General features: G+C 46.2%; 13 protein-coding genes and 2 pseudogenes. 13 read left to right on the top strand and 2 right to left on the bottom strand.

The window, feature by feature from the left end; all coding sequences use genetic code 11:
• Positions 1 to 39 precede the first annotated feature (39 nt).
• The 7 genes from LFX25_RS13110 (at position 40) to mpl17 (ending at position 6750) form a co-directional block, all read left to right on the top strand.
• Positions 40 to 669 (top strand): YceI family protein, encoded by a 630-nt coding sequence (locus tag LFX25_RS13110; RefSeq protein ID WP_238730634.1) that lies wholly within the window; start codon positions 40 to 42, stop codon positions 667 to 669.
• Positions 670 to 1388: 719 nt separating this feature from the next.
• Positions 1389 to 1838 (top strand): 50S ribosomal protein L13, encoded by a 450-nt coding sequence (gene rplM, locus LFX25_RS13105; protein ID WP_238730633.1) that lies wholly within the window; start codon positions 1389 to 1391, stop codon positions 1836 to 1838.
• 10 nt (positions 1839 to 1848) lie between these two features.
• On the top strand, positions 1849 to 2247 hold the full coding sequence (gene rpsI / locus LFX25_RS13100) for a 30S ribosomal protein S9 (protein ID WP_100747449.1): 399 nt from the start codon (positions 1849 to 1851) through the stop codon (positions 2245 to 2247).
• An 87-nt stretch (positions 2248 to 2334) separates the two neighbouring features.
• Positions 2335 to 5100 carry an alanine--tRNA ligase gene (gene alaS, locus LFX25_RS13095; protein WP_238730632.1) on the top strand — a complete coding sequence of 922 codons (2766 nt, stop codon included), beginning with the start codon at positions 2335 to 2337 and terminating at the stop codon, positions 5098 to 5100.
• Positions 5097 to 5588 carry a YajQ family cyclic di-GMP-binding protein gene (locus LFX25_RS13090; RefSeq protein WP_020986223.1) on the top strand — a complete coding sequence of 164 codons (492 nt, stop codon included), beginning with the start codon at positions 5097 to 5099 and terminating at the stop codon, positions 5586 to 5588. Before alaS ends, LFX25_RS13090 begins: the two co-directional genes overlap by 4 nt.
• A 127-nt stretch (positions 5589 to 5715) precedes the next feature.
• Positions 5716 to 6264, top strand: coding sequence for a Uma2 family endonuclease (locus LFX25_RS13085; RefSeq protein ID WP_238730631.1), 549 nt, complete (start codon positions 5716 to 5718; stop codon positions 6262 to 6264).
• Positions 6265 to 6354: 90 nt separating this feature from the next.
• Positions 6355 to 6750 carry a cell surface protein MPL17 gene (mpl17, locus tag LFX25_RS13080; protein ID WP_238730630.1) on the top strand — a complete coding sequence of 132 codons (396 nt, stop codon included), beginning with the start codon at positions 6355 to 6357 and terminating at the stop codon, positions 6748 to 6750.
• 139 nt (positions 6751 to 6889) lie between these two features.
• On the opposite strand, the gene LFX25_RS13075 is transcribed toward mpl17, so the two are convergent.
• Positions 6890 to 7321 (bottom strand): lipoprotein, encoded by a 432-nt coding sequence (locus tag LFX25_RS13075; RefSeq protein ID WP_238730629.1) that lies wholly within the window; start codon positions 7319 to 7321, stop codon positions 6890 to 6892.
• Positions 7318 to 8102 (bottom strand): annotated as a pseudogene (locus tag LFX25_RS13070) (hypothetical protein). The gene LFX25_RS13075 and the pseudogene LFX25_RS13070 overlap by 4 nt, the downstream one beginning before the upstream one ends.
• 29 nt (positions 8103 to 8131) lie before the next feature.
• Here LFX25_RS13070 and LFX25_RS13065 point away from each other — a divergent pair.
• The 6 genes and pseudogenes from LFX25_RS13065 to LFX25_RS13040 all read left to right on the top strand — a co-directional run bounded on the left by LFX25_RS13065 (position 8132) and on the right by LFX25_RS13040 (position 15066).
• Complete coding sequence (locus LFX25_RS13065; RefSeq protein WP_238730628.1) at positions 8132 to 9718, top strand: M16 family metallopeptidase; 1587 nt, start codon at positions 8132 to 8134, stop codon at positions 9716 to 9718.
• A gap of 146 nt (positions 9719 to 9864) precedes the next feature.
• Positions 9865 to 11307 (top strand): annotated as a pseudogene (locus LFX25_RS13060) (M16 family metallopeptidase); the annotation flags it as partial.
• Positions 11307 to 12134: an MBL fold metallo-hydrolase gene (locus LFX25_RS13055; RefSeq protein WP_238730626.1), complete on the top strand. Its 828-nt coding sequence runs from the start codon at positions 11307 to 11309 to the stop codon at positions 12132 to 12134. The pseudogene LFX25_RS13060 and the gene LFX25_RS13055, both read left to right, overlap by 1 nt.
• Complete coding sequence (locus LFX25_RS13050; RefSeq protein ID WP_238730625.1) at positions 12131 to 12817, top strand: O-methyltransferase; 687 nt, start codon at positions 12131 to 12133, stop codon at positions 12815 to 12817. Before LFX25_RS13055 ends, LFX25_RS13050 begins: the two co-directional genes overlap by 4 nt.
• A 78-nt stretch (positions 12818 to 12895) precedes the next feature.
• A complete protein-coding gene (locus LFX25_RS13045; protein ID WP_238730624.1) occupies positions 12896 to 13660 on the top strand; it encodes a hypothetical protein in 765 nt (254 codons plus the stop codon).
• A complete protein-coding gene (locus tag LFX25_RS13040; RefSeq protein ID WP_238730623.1) occupies positions 13660 to 15066 on the top strand; it encodes an N-acetylmuramoyl-L-alanine amidase in 1407 nt (468 codons plus the stop codon). The genes LFX25_RS13045 and LFX25_RS13040 overlap by 1 nt, the downstream gene beginning before the upstream one ends.
• Positions 15067 to 15362 lie beyond the last annotated feature (296 nt).

The following is a 15362-nucleotide window of genomic DNA, read 5'->3' as shown; positions in this document are numbered from 1 at the left end:
ACCTTGACTTTCTTCGATTTCGGGGCAGTCTGAAAGACTATGAAACGAATCATTCTATTCTATTGTTTGATCCTACTCCCATTTGTCGCCGGATTTTCAGAAGCTCCGACCAAAAACCAAAGCTGTAATTATTCGTATGATCACGCGAGTACGAAGTTCGGCTGGAAGGCGTTCAAGTTTACGGAGAAGACAGGCGTCGGCGGTTCTTTCGACAAGATTTCAGTGGACGGAACTCCGTCCGGAACTTCCGTCGAAAAAGTCTTGAAAGGAATCAAATTCACCATCGATCCGAACACGGTCAACTCGGGGAACAACGACCGTGATGCGAAGATCAAATCCGCATTCTTCTATCCGCTGAAACAAAACGGGAAAATCGAAGGGAAGGTCGTAACCGTAGAATTGAATTCCGACAAAACATCGGGGAAGGGCGCGATTGAACTTAAGTTCAACGGGGTTTCCAAAAAGTTGGATGTAACATTCGACCTACACGAAGGGGCACATCTCAGCGCGAACGCGAAGTTGGATCTTGCAACTTGGAAGGCTCTCGGAGCGGTCGAGGCTCTCAACAAAGTCTGTCTGGATCTGCATAAGGGAAAGGACGGCGTTTCCAAACTTTGGCCGGAAGTGGAACTTACGATTTCCACAATGCTGAAGGCGGATTGCAAGTAATCGAAATTTTGTGGGAACTCCTGCGGGCGCCTCGTTCCGATTCTCGGAACGATCGGGCTTCTGCGCGGCTTCGCTTTCGCTTCGGCTCCCGACTCGTCGGGGAGCCGCTTCGCGCCGCTCCGATCCCTGGCGCGGGGATTCTTCCGAAAAAGTTGTCCTTTCCTTTTTTAAGTAGGAACTCACACGAATTCCGAGGTCGGCCAACGACTTATATCGTGAAACCGGATGTATGAGTTCCCACAAATTCAACGGATTGTAAATTGGAACTGATTCGTACTTCCAAAAAATGTAGGAACTCATACAAATTCAAAAAAATTGTCCTAAGAACGAAAGAGTTCCCGCGTTTTTAAATTCGGATCCGTCGATTCCGATTGGAGTTCCCACATTTCGCGAATTCGAGCCTGAATGAAATTTCGTAAAGAAAACTGGATGCCCGTTCGGATGGAGTTCCGTCCACTTCCTTCTTTGTAGCTCCGACTTCGATTTACAAAATCCCCCGCGATAGCGATTGCAGCGGAAATCCCCGAACCGAAAAACGAAAACTTGATTGGCATTTTTACGATGGATCGGTTCGGTGAGGGATTGGAGCGAAAAGCGCGTTCGCTCGCCTCGAAAACGGAGAGAATGCGCGAGCGAATCGCCCAAACCGCGTACTTTGGCTCTTTTTTCTTGACTTTGGGGGTCAAAGCGAAACTCTGGCACCTACAGGACGATTTTTCATGTCAGTATTATCAAAAGCGCATAAAACTCCTTCTCTTACGAAAGAAAATGCCGTTAAAGGCTGGTTCGTTGTAGACGCGGAAGGAAAAACCCTGGGAAGACTCGCTTCCGGGATCGCCGCAAGACTTCGCGGAAAACACAAAGCAACTTTTACTCCGAACCAAGATTGCGGAGACAATATCATCGTTATCAACGCTTCCAAAGTGAAAGTGACCGGTAACAAAGAAACTCAGAAACTATATTATCATCACTCTCGTTATCCGGGCGGGATGACCGAAACCGTTTTCAAAGACTTAATCGCAAAACAACCTGAAAAGGTGATCTACGAGGCCGTAAAAGGAATGCTTCCCAAAAGCAAACTCGGAGATAAGATGCTCACCCATTGCAAAATTTTCTCGGGTGCTGAACACAACCTCCAGGCACAAAAGCCTGTGAAACTGGAAATCTAAGGAGACCTGAATGGCACCCGCTAAAGAAATCTGGGCTGTAGGAAGAAGAAAAACCTCCGTTGCCCGTGCAAAAATCAAAGAAGGTTCCGGTAAAATCACCGTAAACCACAAAGATATCAAAGATTATCTTCAAAACCGCAAAGCAATCATCGAAGAGGCGGTTCGTCCTCTTTCTCTTCTGAACGTTCAAGACAAGTATGATCTGAATCTGAACGTGACCGGAGGGGGAATCACCGGACAAGTCGGAGCAATCCGTCACGCAGTTGCAAGAGCGATCTGCAGAATTAAGCCGGAGTTCCGTCCAGCCGTGAAAAAAGAAGGATTCTTAACCAGAGATCCAAGAATGGTGGAAAGAAAGAAATACGGTCTACACAAAGCGAGAAGAGGAACTCAGTTCTCCAAACGTTAAGTTTCTTTTTCATTTCATTTCGTTTTTTGAAATGCCTGAATCTCTTTCGTCCGAGAGCTTCAGGCATTTTTTGATTTTAGAGGTATCATGAAATTCCAATCCGTAGCGGAAATCCGCGAAATCTTTTTAAACTACTTCAAAGATAAGGCTCACAGCGTAGTTCCGTCTTCTTCTCTTCTGCCTGCGGGAGATCCCACACTTCTTTTTACGACAGCCGGAATGGTTCAGTTCAAACCGCTTTTTACCGGCGCGGTGGAACTCCCTTATACGAGAGCCACTTCCTGTCAAAAATGCCTGCGGACCACCGACCTTGAGGTCGTAGGTAGAACGGAACGCCATTGCACTTTTTTCGAAATGCTCGGGAACTTCAGCTTCGGGGATTATTTCAAGGAAGAAGCGATTTCCTATGCGCTCGATTGTTCCGTCAATCACCTGGGCTTTGACAAAGAAAAAATTTGGGTCACCGTTTATACGGACGACGACGAGGCGGAAAAAATCTGGTTGTCCAAAGGAATTCCTAAAGAGCGCATAACGCGTCTCGGAAAAAAAGACAACTTCTGGGGACCGGCCGGGGACAGCGGAGCCTGCGGACCTTGTTCGGAGCTGTATCTCGATCGCGGAGTGGAAAAGGGCGGACCGGATTGTGCGACGAGCGGAACCTGTAGACCTGGTTGCGACTGCGATCGTTTTTTAGAATTTTGGAATATAGTTTTCAATCAGTTCAACCAGGACACCGAAGGGAATCTGCATCCTCTCAAACAAACCGGAATCGACACGGGTTCCGGACTCGAACGGGTCGCCTTATTGCTGCAAGGCGTCGACTCGGTTTATGACACCGACGAACTCCGCAAGATCATTTCCTTTTACGAAGAATTATCCGGAATCGAATACACGAACGAAAACAAAACGCCGTTTCGAGTCGTAACCGATCATATCCGTTCCGTTCTTTTTTCGATCGGAGACGGAATTTATCCGGATAGAACGGGAAGAGGTTACGTGATCCGTCGTTTGATCCGCCGCGCGACCCTTTTCGGAAGAAAATTGAATTTCAGAGAACCTTTCCTTTACAAACTCGTGGATAAGGTGGTCGAGATTTATAAATCCCGTTATCCTGAACTCGGTAAAAACGCGAAGGCGATTCAAAAAACGATTCTCGCGGAAGAGGAACTTTTCTTAAAAACCCTCGAACTCGGTCTCGAAAAGATCGAAACCCTCGTAGAAAGAACGAAAGCAAACGGAAGAACGATCTTTTCCGGAGCGGACGCATTCTTACTTTACGGAACGTACGGTTTTCCCGCCGAGATGACCGAGGAAATCGTCGCCGAACAAGGACTCGACTTCGACAAACAAGGATTTCAAGAAGAACTCGAAAAAGACAGACAGGTTTCCAGAGAATCTTGGAAGGCCCACAAGGTTTCCTTGATGACCGGCCAATCCGTAGAAAAAACGGAATTTCTCGGTTATTCTTCTTTATCAGGAAAAGGGAATATTACACATTTATTTAGTGATAATAAACCTGCGATCGTTTTGAAAGCGGGACAAGCGGGGGCGATCGTTTTAAACCGAACTCCTTTTTATCCCGAAGGAGGAGGTCAGGTCGGCGATACTGGTTTCTTGCGTCAGGGCAAAAGTGTATTCAAGGTTTTGGACACACAGAAGGAAAACGACGTCATTCTTCATTTTGGAGAAATGCTCAGCGGTGAATTTTCCATCGCGCAGGAACTCGAAGCCGAAGTGGAAGCGGTCCGCAGAGAACGTTTGCGTTTTCACCACTCCGGAACGCATCTTTTGAACGGGGCGCTCCGCAATTTACTCGGGGATCACGTCCTGCAAAAAGGTTCGATCGTATCGCCGGAATATCTTCGTTTCGATTTTTCTCATCCTTCCGCGTTGACGGGAGAAGAGATCCGTAAGATCGAATCCCGGGTCAACGAATCGATCCGTAAGGATTTCCAAGTTTCTACCAAGGAACTCGGAATCGACGAGGCGAAAAAAACCGGAGCCGTTGCGACCTTCGGAGAAAAATACGGAGATCAGGTTCGAGTCGTCCAGATGGGAGATGCGTCCGTCGAATTCTGCGGCGGAACGCACGTTTCTCATACGGGCGAGATCGGTTACTTCTTTATCAAAAAAGAATCTTCTCCCGGCGCCGGAAACCGTCGTATCGAAGGGGTCTGCGGTCCCGCGGTGATCGAAACGTTCCAGAACCGTTTTGCGGAACTCACCGAATCCGTGCAGAACTTAAACTTAAAAATCAAATCGGAGTTAGGCGAAGAAGGAGCCAAACTTCTCATCACTTCTCCCGTGCCCGGGCCGGATGAGATTCGGGAAAAACTCGAAAAAGAAGGCGCAACCGCCGTAACATTCTTCCGTGATCTTTCCGAAAGCATCGCCGCGAAGATCGAAGAAGGCACTTCTTCCTTTTTGAAAACGAAGAAGAGCTTGGAATCCCGCGACTTCGAGAACAACGCGTCGGTGATCGAGAGAGTGTTCGCTTCTTCCGTCGAGACCGGAACAGGTAAAATCGTATCCGCGATTTTCGAAGACAAGGACCCGAATTCTCTCAAAGGTCTTTCCGACAATCTCAAAGTCCGCGAAAAAAATCTTCTCGTGATTCTCGGCAGCAAAAATGCGGAGAACGCAAGCATCGTAATCACCTGCTCTTCCGAACTCGTTTCCAAAGGGATTCATTGCGGAAATCTCGTTAAGGTCGCCTGCGAAGTGTTAGGCGGAAAGGGCGGCGGAAAACCCGATATGGCGCAAGGCGGAGGTAAGGAAAAACAAAATCTCGAATCCGCGATCGCGGGCGCCGTGAACGAAGCAAAACAAATCTTAACCGGAGAAAGAGTATGAGTGATCCTTCCTTTGACGTGGTTTCCGAAATCAGCAGACCCGAGTTGACGAACGCGGTCACTCAGGCTCTCGGTGAAATCAAGAATCGTTTCGACTTCAAGGGTTCCAAATCCGACATTCAACTCGAAGACGAACAACTCGTTTTGACTTCGGACAACGAAGCGAAGTTGGAAAGTGTGATCGACGTTCTCGTTTCTAAAATGGCGAAACGCGGAATCGGCTTAAAGAATTTCGACTTCAAATCCAAGATCGAACCAGCGACCGGCGGCACCGTTCGGATGAAGGTGAAGATCCGCAAAGGGATGGAAAAGGAACAGACCAAAGAAGTGACGAAACTCATCAAGGATTCCAAGCTGAAAGTCAACGTCACGATCATGGGAGAATCCGTGCGCGTAACCGGCAAAAAAAAGGACGATCTTCAGGAAGTGATTCATCTTCTGAAAACTTCCGATCTTCCCTTCGACGTTCAGTTTACGAACTACAAATAACCCCGCCAGAACGCCGGTTGTCTTATCGAGCGGCGTTTCACTTTTTCTTTTCGAGCAAGTTTCTTGACAGGATTTCTTTTCTCTGTCAAAATCTGCTTTCACACAGAAACGATAGATAAGTTCCACTATGCCTATGACCGATTTAAAAACGGATAAAGACTTCGCCCTGCTTCCGGAAGGAACCTTGGCGGAGCTTTTGGATGGTGAGATAATTATGGTTCCAGCTCCGATCCCCGAGCATCAGAGAGTTTCCGGTAAGTTGTTTACTCTGCTTCTGCAGTGTGTTGAACGTAAAAAACTCGGTGAAATTTTCTTTTCACCCATCGACGTATTCCTCGACGAACACAACGTGGTTCAACCCGATCTCGTCTATATTTCCAAAGCTAAAAATTCCATCATCGGAGAAAAGAGAATCGAAGGCGCACCCGATTGGGTCGCGGAAATTCTTTCCGAAGGAAACGCCTATCACGACTTAAAGACTAAAAAGAAACTCTATGAAAAACATGGAGTCCGTGAATACTGGATCGTCGATCCGATGGAACGTTCCGTAGACGTATATTCCAACGGTGAAGGCGGTTTTAAGCTGATCGCGTCCGCGAGTTCAGGAAAAATCGCTTCGACAGTTTTAGAGGGATTTTCCGTGGAGATAGAATCCCTTTTTACAAAACCACATTAAATCATCGTAGGTGACCCGGAAACCGTTCGATTCTTCGAAAAGAAGAATCCTTTTCTTAAACAAATCGCCGCGTAATTTGGTCAAACTAGTATGAAAAAGAAGTTACTCATCGGTGTTTTAGTATGTTTTGTTACCTTCGGAATTTCAGCGGAAGACGAAAGTCCCGTAAAATTCAAATTGGAAAAAAGTTTCGGAAATTCATATCTCTTAAAAATCGTTCATCCCACCAATTACGGAATTCAAAAAGACGCTCCTCATAAGATTCTCTTGAATGCGGGTCAAGGCCTGAAGGTGGAAAAAGCGGATCTGAAAGTGAAAGGGAAAACTTCCGAAAAGAAAAAGGAATATCTCGCTTCCGTAGATCCGATTCAGTTAACGGTCACCGGCAAGGGCTCCTTGGAAATTCACGGTAAGATTTATTACTGCAACTTCGACAAGAATATCTGCATTCCCGGCAAAATCCAACAAGTAGAAACGATTCAGTAGCGGGTTCGCGCTTCCGAATAAGAATCACCGTTCTCAGATTATCTCTTCGATTGAAAATCGTATTTTGAATTCAAGAGATTTGCGCGACGTTTCGATCGCCGTTTCTGAAATCGACCCTATTTCGTCTAACGTTCAAACTCTAACGTTTGAGCGAAGATTTCAATCCGGGAGAACTGACTTGAAACAAAAAGTAAGTTTTCCCTTGGATGGAACCGGAATGTTTTACGATCTTTCCTTTTGATTCCACGAGTTCTTTCAAGATCGTTTTGTCGGCTGGACGGAAGGTTTCTCCCTTTTCCGCGATCAACAGATTGAGGGCGCGTTTGCGCGCCAAGTCTTGCGCGACGTCCGCGTTTCCTTCCAAAGAAGATATGACGACTTGAAACGTATCCGAATTCAAAAAACCTTCGGGGGCTTTGATGAACTCGTCCGCGGGATTATCGTTCGATTCTTCCCGAACGGTCGTGGTTTCCTGTTGACCCGGAGGAACTTCGGCTTTCTTTCCGGAAGAAGTGCATTGGCTCAGGAACAATAAGGACAGGGTACATAAGAAAAGTTGAATCGACTTCATGGAGCCTCCGGAGTTTCTTCTTTGGAGATGGGTTGAATGCCCTTTCGGATAACGTTCGCATACAAATCTTTCTGAATATTTCTGTAAATGAAAGTACAATTCGCGGAGTCCGTATAATCTTCCCTAAAAAGAAACATCGAATTTAAGAACCAAGCAAAGGCCCCGCGATACGCAAGCACGTCCTGCGCGAGCTGCTTTGCCTTCTCCTTATCTTTTTTCTCGGCTTGGGGATCGGGAATCGACGAAGCCGTTCGCGTTTGGGAAGAATTCGGATCGTTCGTAGCGGACTGATTGGAACCGGCGGTGCTGGAAGAACTTCCCGAAACCGCGATTCCTCCCGGAGTTGTGGAAGCGGCGGACGTCGTGCTGGAAATCTGACTGGGAAGCGCGGGTGCGGAGCTGCTCGAAAGATCGGCGGGAATCGCTCCTCCGTAAATTCGATCGTTCTCCCGAATCTCTCTGATCAAAATGGAAACCGCGATCTCGTCCCGTTTCGTTTCCGCGATCTTTCTACACTGGGTTCGCAATTCCTTAATTCCTGCGTCCTTTGCGGGAAGGGGAACCTTGACTAAGATCTGAAAGAATTCCCTGGAAATAAAACCAGTGTCCCGCACATTCTCCAAAACTTTTTGTCTGTATTCCGGATCGGCGGGCACGCAGGAGAAAAGGAAGAATAAAATCGAAATTTCTAAGATTCCAAAACGCAACCGCCGCATGAGACAAGCATTTCCGAAACCACGCCGAAAAGGAAGCAGGATTTTTCCGGGAACTTTCTGGACACCAGGTTCCGAACGGGAAAGACTGTAAGCTATGCGTTTCACGAAACCGATTCTTAAACCCCTTGTGATTTTCGGAATCTGCGTCTTACTTTCGAGCGCGTCTTTGTTTGCGGACGCTTCGATTTTTTCCGGACTCAAGAAGTCTTTGGAAGAAAAGACAAGAACCTTTCAAATGGAAAACGGACTGAGGGTCCTTATGATGAAACGGGAGGATTCTCCCACCATCGCGGTTTATACGAAATTTTTAGTAGGTTCCGCGGACGAAACTCCGGAGATTGCGGGAACCGCCCATCTCTTGGAACATATGTTGTTCAAAGGAACCAAGAACATCGGAACCACGAACTACGAAAAAGAAAAACCGTATCTGGAGCAGATCGCCGTTTGGGGAAAAAGATTGGATTCTCTTCGCATTCAAGAATTGGAATTAAAATCCAGAGGCGAAGAACCTTCGGCGGAATTTAAGAATCAAATCGAAACCCTGAAAAAAAGATTCACCGCGCTGCTGGAACTTCATCGTAAATTCGTAATCTCTAATGAAGACAATTATATCTATTCGAGAAACGGCGGAGTCGGTTTTAACGCATACACTTCGAACGACGTTACGAACTATCAGATTCTTCTTCCCGCGAACCGATTGGAAATCTGGGCCAAGCTCGAATCGGATCGTTTGAAAAATCCTATATTACGAGAATATTATACGGAACGGGAAGTCGTTCTCGAAGAAAGAAGAATGCGCGTCGAAAACAGAGGTCTCGGAATTCTCCGCGAGAAATATATGGACGCTGCGTTTCCGGCGGGTCATCCGTATCGAATGCCAGTGATCGGCTATGAAAAGAATCTAGGTTTTCTCGATCTCGAAAAAACCGAAACGTTCTTTAAAAACTATTATGATCCGCAAAGAATGGTGATCGCCGTCGTGGGCTCCTTGGATTTCGAAAAGACGGAAACGATTCTCCGCGGCTATTTCGGAGATTTGAAAAAAGGAAAACCGCAACCTCTCAAGAAAGCGGCCGAAGCGGGATTCGGCGGACCGAAATTCGTTTCGGTCGTTCATCCGAGCACACCCTCCAAAATCATCGGCTTTAACAAACCCGCGTTTCCTCATCCGGACGACGCGGTGTTCAGCATCATCGATACGCTTCTTGCGGAAGGGGAATCGGGACGGTTGTTTAAAAAACTCGTTCTCGAAGAGCAGGTCGCGCAGGGAGTATATTGTTGGAACGGAGATCCCGGCGATCGTTTGTCCAATCTGTTTTCGATCTACATCACCAACAATCAAAACGCCGATCAAAAGAAAGTGGAGAATCTCGTTCAAGAGGAATTGGATCGTTTAAAAACCGAACCTGTGACCGCGGAAGAACTCTTTAAAATTAAAAATCAAATCCTAGGCGGTTATCTCCGGGCCTTGGACGACAACGGAAAACTCGCCGACGTTCTTTCCCTCTATCAACTTTTATACGGGGATTGGAAGGAACTTCTCAAAGGATACGAAGAATTGGATACGGTGACTCCGGAAGACATTCAGCGTGTCGCCAAAAAATACTTCGTAGCCGAAAACAGAACGATCGCGGAATTGAATCCGCCCGTTAAGGAAACAAAATTATCCGGGAACCGATGATGCCGAACTTAGAACAGAACATGATATTTAACAGGAAAACTTCAAAAGAACGTTTCGCTTTCGGCCTTCCGTCCGAATTTGCGGCAAAGGACCGAGTTCGTTCGAACGAACGGAGCTTGGCGGTTTCGAATCCGCGTTTTACGGTTTCAAAAAAGAATTCGTACATGAGAATATTTTGTTATTCTTTTGTATTGCTTCTCGCAACCGTTCTGCCCGTCTCTTCGGCGCCGGGAGACTTCGTCAAAAACGTAAAGGTTCCGCCTCTCAGTTTCGAGTTTCCCGAAGTACAGACCTTTTCGTCCGGAAAAGGAACCGAAGTGTATTTTTTACCGGGGGAAGAATTCCCTCTGAGAAACATTGAGATTCATATCTACGCGGGCGTTTTGTACAATCCGAATCTTCCGTCCGAAGTTCCCGAGCTGTTCGTTCAAGCTTGGAAACACGGAGGAATTCCTTCCGCTCCGGGAAGCGCGTTTCTCGAAACGCTGGAAGGTTACGGAGCCAAGATCGACACGGACGCGAACTCGGAAAAAATCGTATTCACGATTTCTTATCTTTCCCGATTCGAAAAGGAGATTCTTCCTTTCGTGAAGGAATTCCTTTCCAATCCTTTGTTAAGCGAAGAAGGTTTCACAGTCGCCAAACTCAATCTGGAAGAGGCGATCAAACGGAGAAACGATAAGATCCCCGATATCGCCTACCGTAAAACCGCGGAACTCGTTTATAAAGGAACCGTTCTCGGAAAAAGCGCGCAACTCGATTCTCTTTCCAAAATTCGATCCGGGGATTTGCGCGATTACTTTGAACAGGTTCTTTCCAAATCCAGAAGGGTTGTTTTATTCACAGGGGATCTTCAGAGAAAGGAAGCCGAACCGTTGGTCGCTTCGTTGCTGCCTCCGAGAGAAACAGTGCTTGCGGAAAAGCCGGTCGTGTTGAATACGCAATCTCTCAAAAAGAATCTGGATTCTCTTTCGTTTCAGATTCTCGGAGTGGATAAGGAAGCTACACAGAGCATCGTGATGATGGCGGGGATTCTTCCCGCGCACAAGGACCCGGATTTTTACGCGATCCAACTCGCGAACTATATTATCGGTGGAGGCGGTTTTAGTTCGTACTTTATGCAGAGGATCCGTTCGGACCGAGGACTTGCGTATTCCTCCAATAGTTCCACGTATTTTGAAAAGGATTACGGAGTCGTTTACTTTACGACGCAGACCAAAACCTCAACGACCAAGGAAGTCTACGATCTGATGCGCGAAATATTAAGCGAAGAGACGATCGACAAGATTACGGGAGACGAGCTGGAATCCGCCAAACAATCCATCGTAAACCGATTCATCTTTCAATTCGCCGATAAGATGGGAATTCTTCATAACTTTCTCCGATTTAAAGAACACGATATGCCGAACGATTATCTGAAAACCTACCGCGACAAGATCCAAGCCGTAAGTTTGAACGATCTAAAAAGAGTAGGAAAAAAATATTTCGTAAATTCTTCCGTGAAAACGGTTCTTACCGGGCCGAAGGATATTACGAAAGGATTGAATGAAACCGTTAAACACATCGCGCCGGAAGAAAGGATTCCTTAGTGTATTGTAAGTTTTATCATAAACAGTATCAGTTCGAGGGAATTTCCGAAGGAGGAATCCGGACTTCTTTGTATCTTCCTTCTCTGAGTCTGATGTTCGATATCGGCGCGCAGAATCCGAATCGAATTCATCTTGATACCCTTCTTCTTACGCATTCTCATCTGGATCATTCCGCGGGTTTGCCGTATTATATTTCGCAGAGGTCGTTGAAAAAGTTAAAACCTCCTAAGATTTTCGTTCCGGTTCCGCTCGAAGAACCGATGCGTAAGATTCTCGATCTTTATTCTCAGATCGAAGATTTTCCCTATTCGTACGAGATGAAAGGAGTAAGCGACGGGGAAAAGATAGACCTCGATCCGCATCATTTTTTTTCTCCGCATAAAACCTTTCATCGTGTTCCTTCGCAGGGTTATACGATTTATCAAAGAAGAAAAAAGCTCAAAAAGGAATTCCAATCCTTATCCAAAGAGGAATTGAACCGGGTCTTGAAGGAAAAGACGGAAGTTTCCGAACACAGCGAAGCTCCCGTCATCAGTTTTTCCGGCGACACAAAGATCGAATTCGTTCTCGAACACGAAGACGTCGCCAATTCGAGTATTCTATTTATTGAATGTACTTATATCGATAAGGAACGAAACACGGCACAGGCGAGGGAATGGGGTCATATCCATCTCGACGAAATTCTCGGCAACCTTTCCTCGTTCAAAAACGAAAAGATCGTTTTGATACATTTTTCGAAACGTTATACCGTTCCTTATATCCGCGAAGTTTTGGACAAACGAATTCCGAAAGAGGAAAGACACCGCTTCCACGCGTTTCTGCCATGAGCAAAGGAAGTCCCCCGGGGAAATACGGAACCTCCGTTTTTTTAAACGGACTTGAGGAGCGGATCGATTCCGAACTCGTTCCGCGTCCCGTCGACATTCTTTTTCAAATGGAAGAAGACGCGGCTGAGCTCGGTGTTCCCGTGTTGACTCCCGCGTCCGGCGCGGTGTTGCGTTTTCTCGTGGAGACGGCGCAGCCCGAAGAAATTCTCGAGCTCGGAACCGGTTACGGCATTTCGCTTTTTTGGATGGCTTCGGGTTTGAAACGGATCGCGAAAATCATTTCCCTGGAACGGGAGATCGATTATATCGCGAGGGTTCGGTCTTATCTAGAAAAACATCCCTTCGGTGATCTCGACATTCATCTTTTAAAAACTCATTGTTTGCAATACATGAGGGATTCGCTCGAAGTTCCGAACGCGGATTGGTCCGGCAAATTCGTATTTATAGATTGTGATAAGGTTTTATATCCGGAGATCTTTCGGATTCTTTCCCGATTGAAACCGACAACGGCTGTGTTCGATAACGTTCTCTGGCACGGAAGAATTTTCGATTCCGAAAGACAGGCTCCTTCGGACAAGGCAGTTCGTGAGTTTTGGGACGAAGTGAGAAATTCCGATTTCGTTTATACTCTGTTCCCGGTCGGAGACGGTCTGCTTCAGATTCGTTTTCGGGAAAACCGATAATTCGCCCCGCAAAGCAAGCTTCAAAAATAGGAGTTGCGTTTTAAAACCCTGTGCTATACTTCCGCGTAGGAGATTCGCATGTCATTAAAAAGTTTCCGAATTTCGATCGTGATTTTATTCTTAACCGCCGCTTCCGTTTCGGCTCAATCCGGAACGACCAAAGACGAAGGCAAAGGAAGCGAACTTGCAAACGCGGCTAACGATCCCAAGTATCAAGGCGATTATTTGGAAGAATTCCATTATGCAAGAACCTTGGATTCTCTCAAAGAAAAAGTAAAAAACGACATCCACGCACTCGCGACAGTTACGAAAAATTTCGGTTCCAGCGTTCAGGGTTCCAACGAGGATTTGAATTCGATCTGGAAACAATATAACGACGCTCTTCATTATTATTATAGAAGGCAATACGTCGTGGCCGGAAGAAAAATGCGCGAGACTACGGAGAGTATGGACAAACTCTACAACAAGTTCTCCGATCAATACAACAAAAGAACGGATCAGCTTTTGGGAGAATGTGCGGATACGATCGTAAGCGTCGAGCAGACTCAAAACGGACCGGCCCAATCCGTCACGGCGCGCAGCCGTGAAATTTCCGCAAATCACCACAAACTTCAGATCGCGTATTACCAGATGATCCAAGCGGATCGTATGAGAAGGGATTCGAGATATAAGGATTCTCTCATACACTTTCGGTTGGCAAAAGAATACGGGATCTCCATTTTGAGCAAACTCAAACCGGAAGAAGAAAGCAAAAACGTCCGCGAAAAATATAAGATAGACCTGAGCGACAATCGGAATATGGTGTATTCCGAAAGCTCGGATAAGGAATCGCAGAAAAAATAGTGAGGCATTTTCAAAACTTCTCTTCGTTTAACAATTTTCTTCTTTTTTACATCTTGTTCTCGGGGGCGGTCCTTCTGGCCGGTCCCGAAAAGGAAGCGCCTGAAACCGCTTCTTCCCCGCCGATTCCCGCTCAAACCTTCAAAGTGGTGATCGATCCCGGACACGGGGGAGTCGATCTCAAACCCAAAGAGGATCACGGCGATAAATACGATCCGATCGCGGATAAATATCTGGAACTCTATAAAGCCGGAGCTTCTTCCAAAGGAAGAAAGGAACGTGTAGTCGTATTAGAACTTGCTAAAGAACTCAAGGAGATTCTCGACTTAACGAAAACTCCGGAAGGGTTCGAGACGTTCAAGTCGTATATGAAGTCGTTTACGAACGACGATCTTCCTTGGATTAAAATCGATTCGGTGATGACACGTACGGGAAACGCGGAGGAACGGGAATATTCCGTCAACGAAGATCCGAATGCTCCGTATCGTCTTTTCGATTATCCGGATAAAAAAACGAAAAAGATGAAACAAGGGAGAATTTCGTTTATCAATCGGGAAAAGCCGAATCTTGTCGTGTCGCTTCATCTCAATCCGAGTTACAAGGAACATCCCGGCGGAATGGCCGCGGTTCTTTCTCCTTCGTATAGAACCTTCTATGTTTTGAAAGGAATTTCGGAAGGAAGATACTCTCCGGATAAGTTCAACGATTCTCCTTGGGCGGAGTGGATGGTCTTTAAAGAAGGTTGGTCCAAACTCGAAAACGCGGTGGCCGACGCGTGGATTTACTTTCACGGTTATTGGCCGAACAAGTCCGGTAAAAAAACCGATCTTTCCGCGTTCGAAGGGTATCGCCAAAACATGATTAGCTGGAAATACAAGGACATTCCCGGTTGGGAAGAATTGGCGAAGGCCGGCGGTAAAGGGCCGTATTCGAAAAGTCATAAGAGCTTTGTCGCGGAAGGAAAATTCTGGGAAAGGGAAAAGGCAGAGCCCGAACTCTGGAGAAGAGAGGACGGAAGAGAAGGATTCGGCGGCGATAATCATTATGCTTCCGCGGAGCTGATGCGTTTTGTCCAATACGGTTTGCGAAAACGAAAAACGGACGAAGACTTTCCCGATCCGGGTCCTATCAACAAGCCTTATTTGTCCACTTATGCGCTTCCTACGTTTATCAACGCGATTTCGGCTTATTTAGAAATCGGTTATATAGACAAGGAAAAGGATATGACCCTGATGACCAAACGGAAGAAGGATGTCGCGATTTCGCTTGCGGCGGGAATTTATTCTTTGGTTCACGGTGTCAAAATCAAACAACAGGAATATCCCTACGTTCCGGTCGGCAAGAAGATCAACTGGAAGCGTTACGAAAATTATAAAAGTGGAAACTATTTTCAGATCGTGAGCGAATAAGAATTCTATTGAATTCAATAAACATTATTCTCGATAGGTAAAATGACTTTAGACATTTTCTATGCTCGCGCAATGCAGCACATCGCATCCGTTTGACTCTTTTTTATATTACTTGGCAGTGCCGTAAAACTCTCAGTTTTCTGAGAGTCATTTATCCTTGCAACGTGTCTTGAAAAAAAGTCTTAAGAAACATTATAACTTTCTAAATTATGAAAAAAGGAAACCCTGCTCCGCTTCTTAAAAAGAAAATTCAATTTTAGAGGATTTCTTTCCTGAAATTATAAGAGCCTGTCCCA

This window comes from Leptospira sanjuanensis (assembly GCF_022267325.1).
In the GTDB taxonomy this organism is placed as follows: domain Bacteria; phylum Spirochaetota; class Leptospiria; order Leptospirales; family Leptospiraceae; genus Leptospira; species Leptospira sanjuanensis.
Note: the sequence above shows the minus strand (reverse complement) of the source record. Positions and strands in the feature narration are given on the sequence as shown.

Coding starts and splice junctions, on each gene's coding strand:
- LFX25_RS13110 (WP_238730634.1), top strand. CDS start 40: ATGAAACGAATCATTCTATTCTATTGTTTGATCCTACTCCCATTTGTC.
- rplM (WP_238730633.1), top strand. CDS start 1,389: ATGTCAGTATTATCAAAAGCGCATAAAACTCCTTCTCTTACGAAAGAA.
- rpsI (WP_100747449.1), top strand. CDS start 1,849: ATGGCACCCGCTAAAGAAATCTGGGCTGTAGGAAGAAGAAAAACCTCC.
- alaS (WP_238730632.1), top strand. CDS start 2,335: ATGAAATTCCAATCCGTAGCGGAAATCCGCGAAATCTTTTTAAACTAC.
- LFX25_RS13090 (WP_020986223.1), top strand. CDS start 5,097: ATGAGTGATCCTTCCTTTGACGTGGTTTCCGAAATCAGCAGACCCGAG.
- LFX25_RS13085 (WP_238730631.1), top strand. CDS start 5,716: ATGCCTATGACCGATTTAAAAACGGATAAAGACTTCGCCCTGCTTCCG.
- mpl17 (WP_238730630.1), top strand. CDS start 6,355: ATGAAAAAGAAGTTACTCATCGGTGTTTTAGTATGTTTTGTTACCTTC.
- LFX25_RS13075 (WP_238730629.1), bottom strand. CDS start 7,321: ATGAAGTCGATTCAACTTTTCTTATGTACCCTGTCCTTATTGTTCCTG.
- LFX25_RS13065 (WP_238730628.1), top strand. CDS start 8,132: ATGCGTTTCACGAAACCGATTCTTAAACCCCTTGTGATTTTCGGAATC.
- LFX25_RS13050 (WP_238730625.1), top strand. CDS start 12,131: ATGAGCAAAGGAAGTCCCCCGGGGAAATACGGAACCTCCGTTTTTTTA.
- LFX25_RS13045 (WP_238730624.1), top strand. CDS start 12,896: ATGTCATTAAAAAGTTTCCGAATTTCGATCGTGATTTTATTCTTAACC.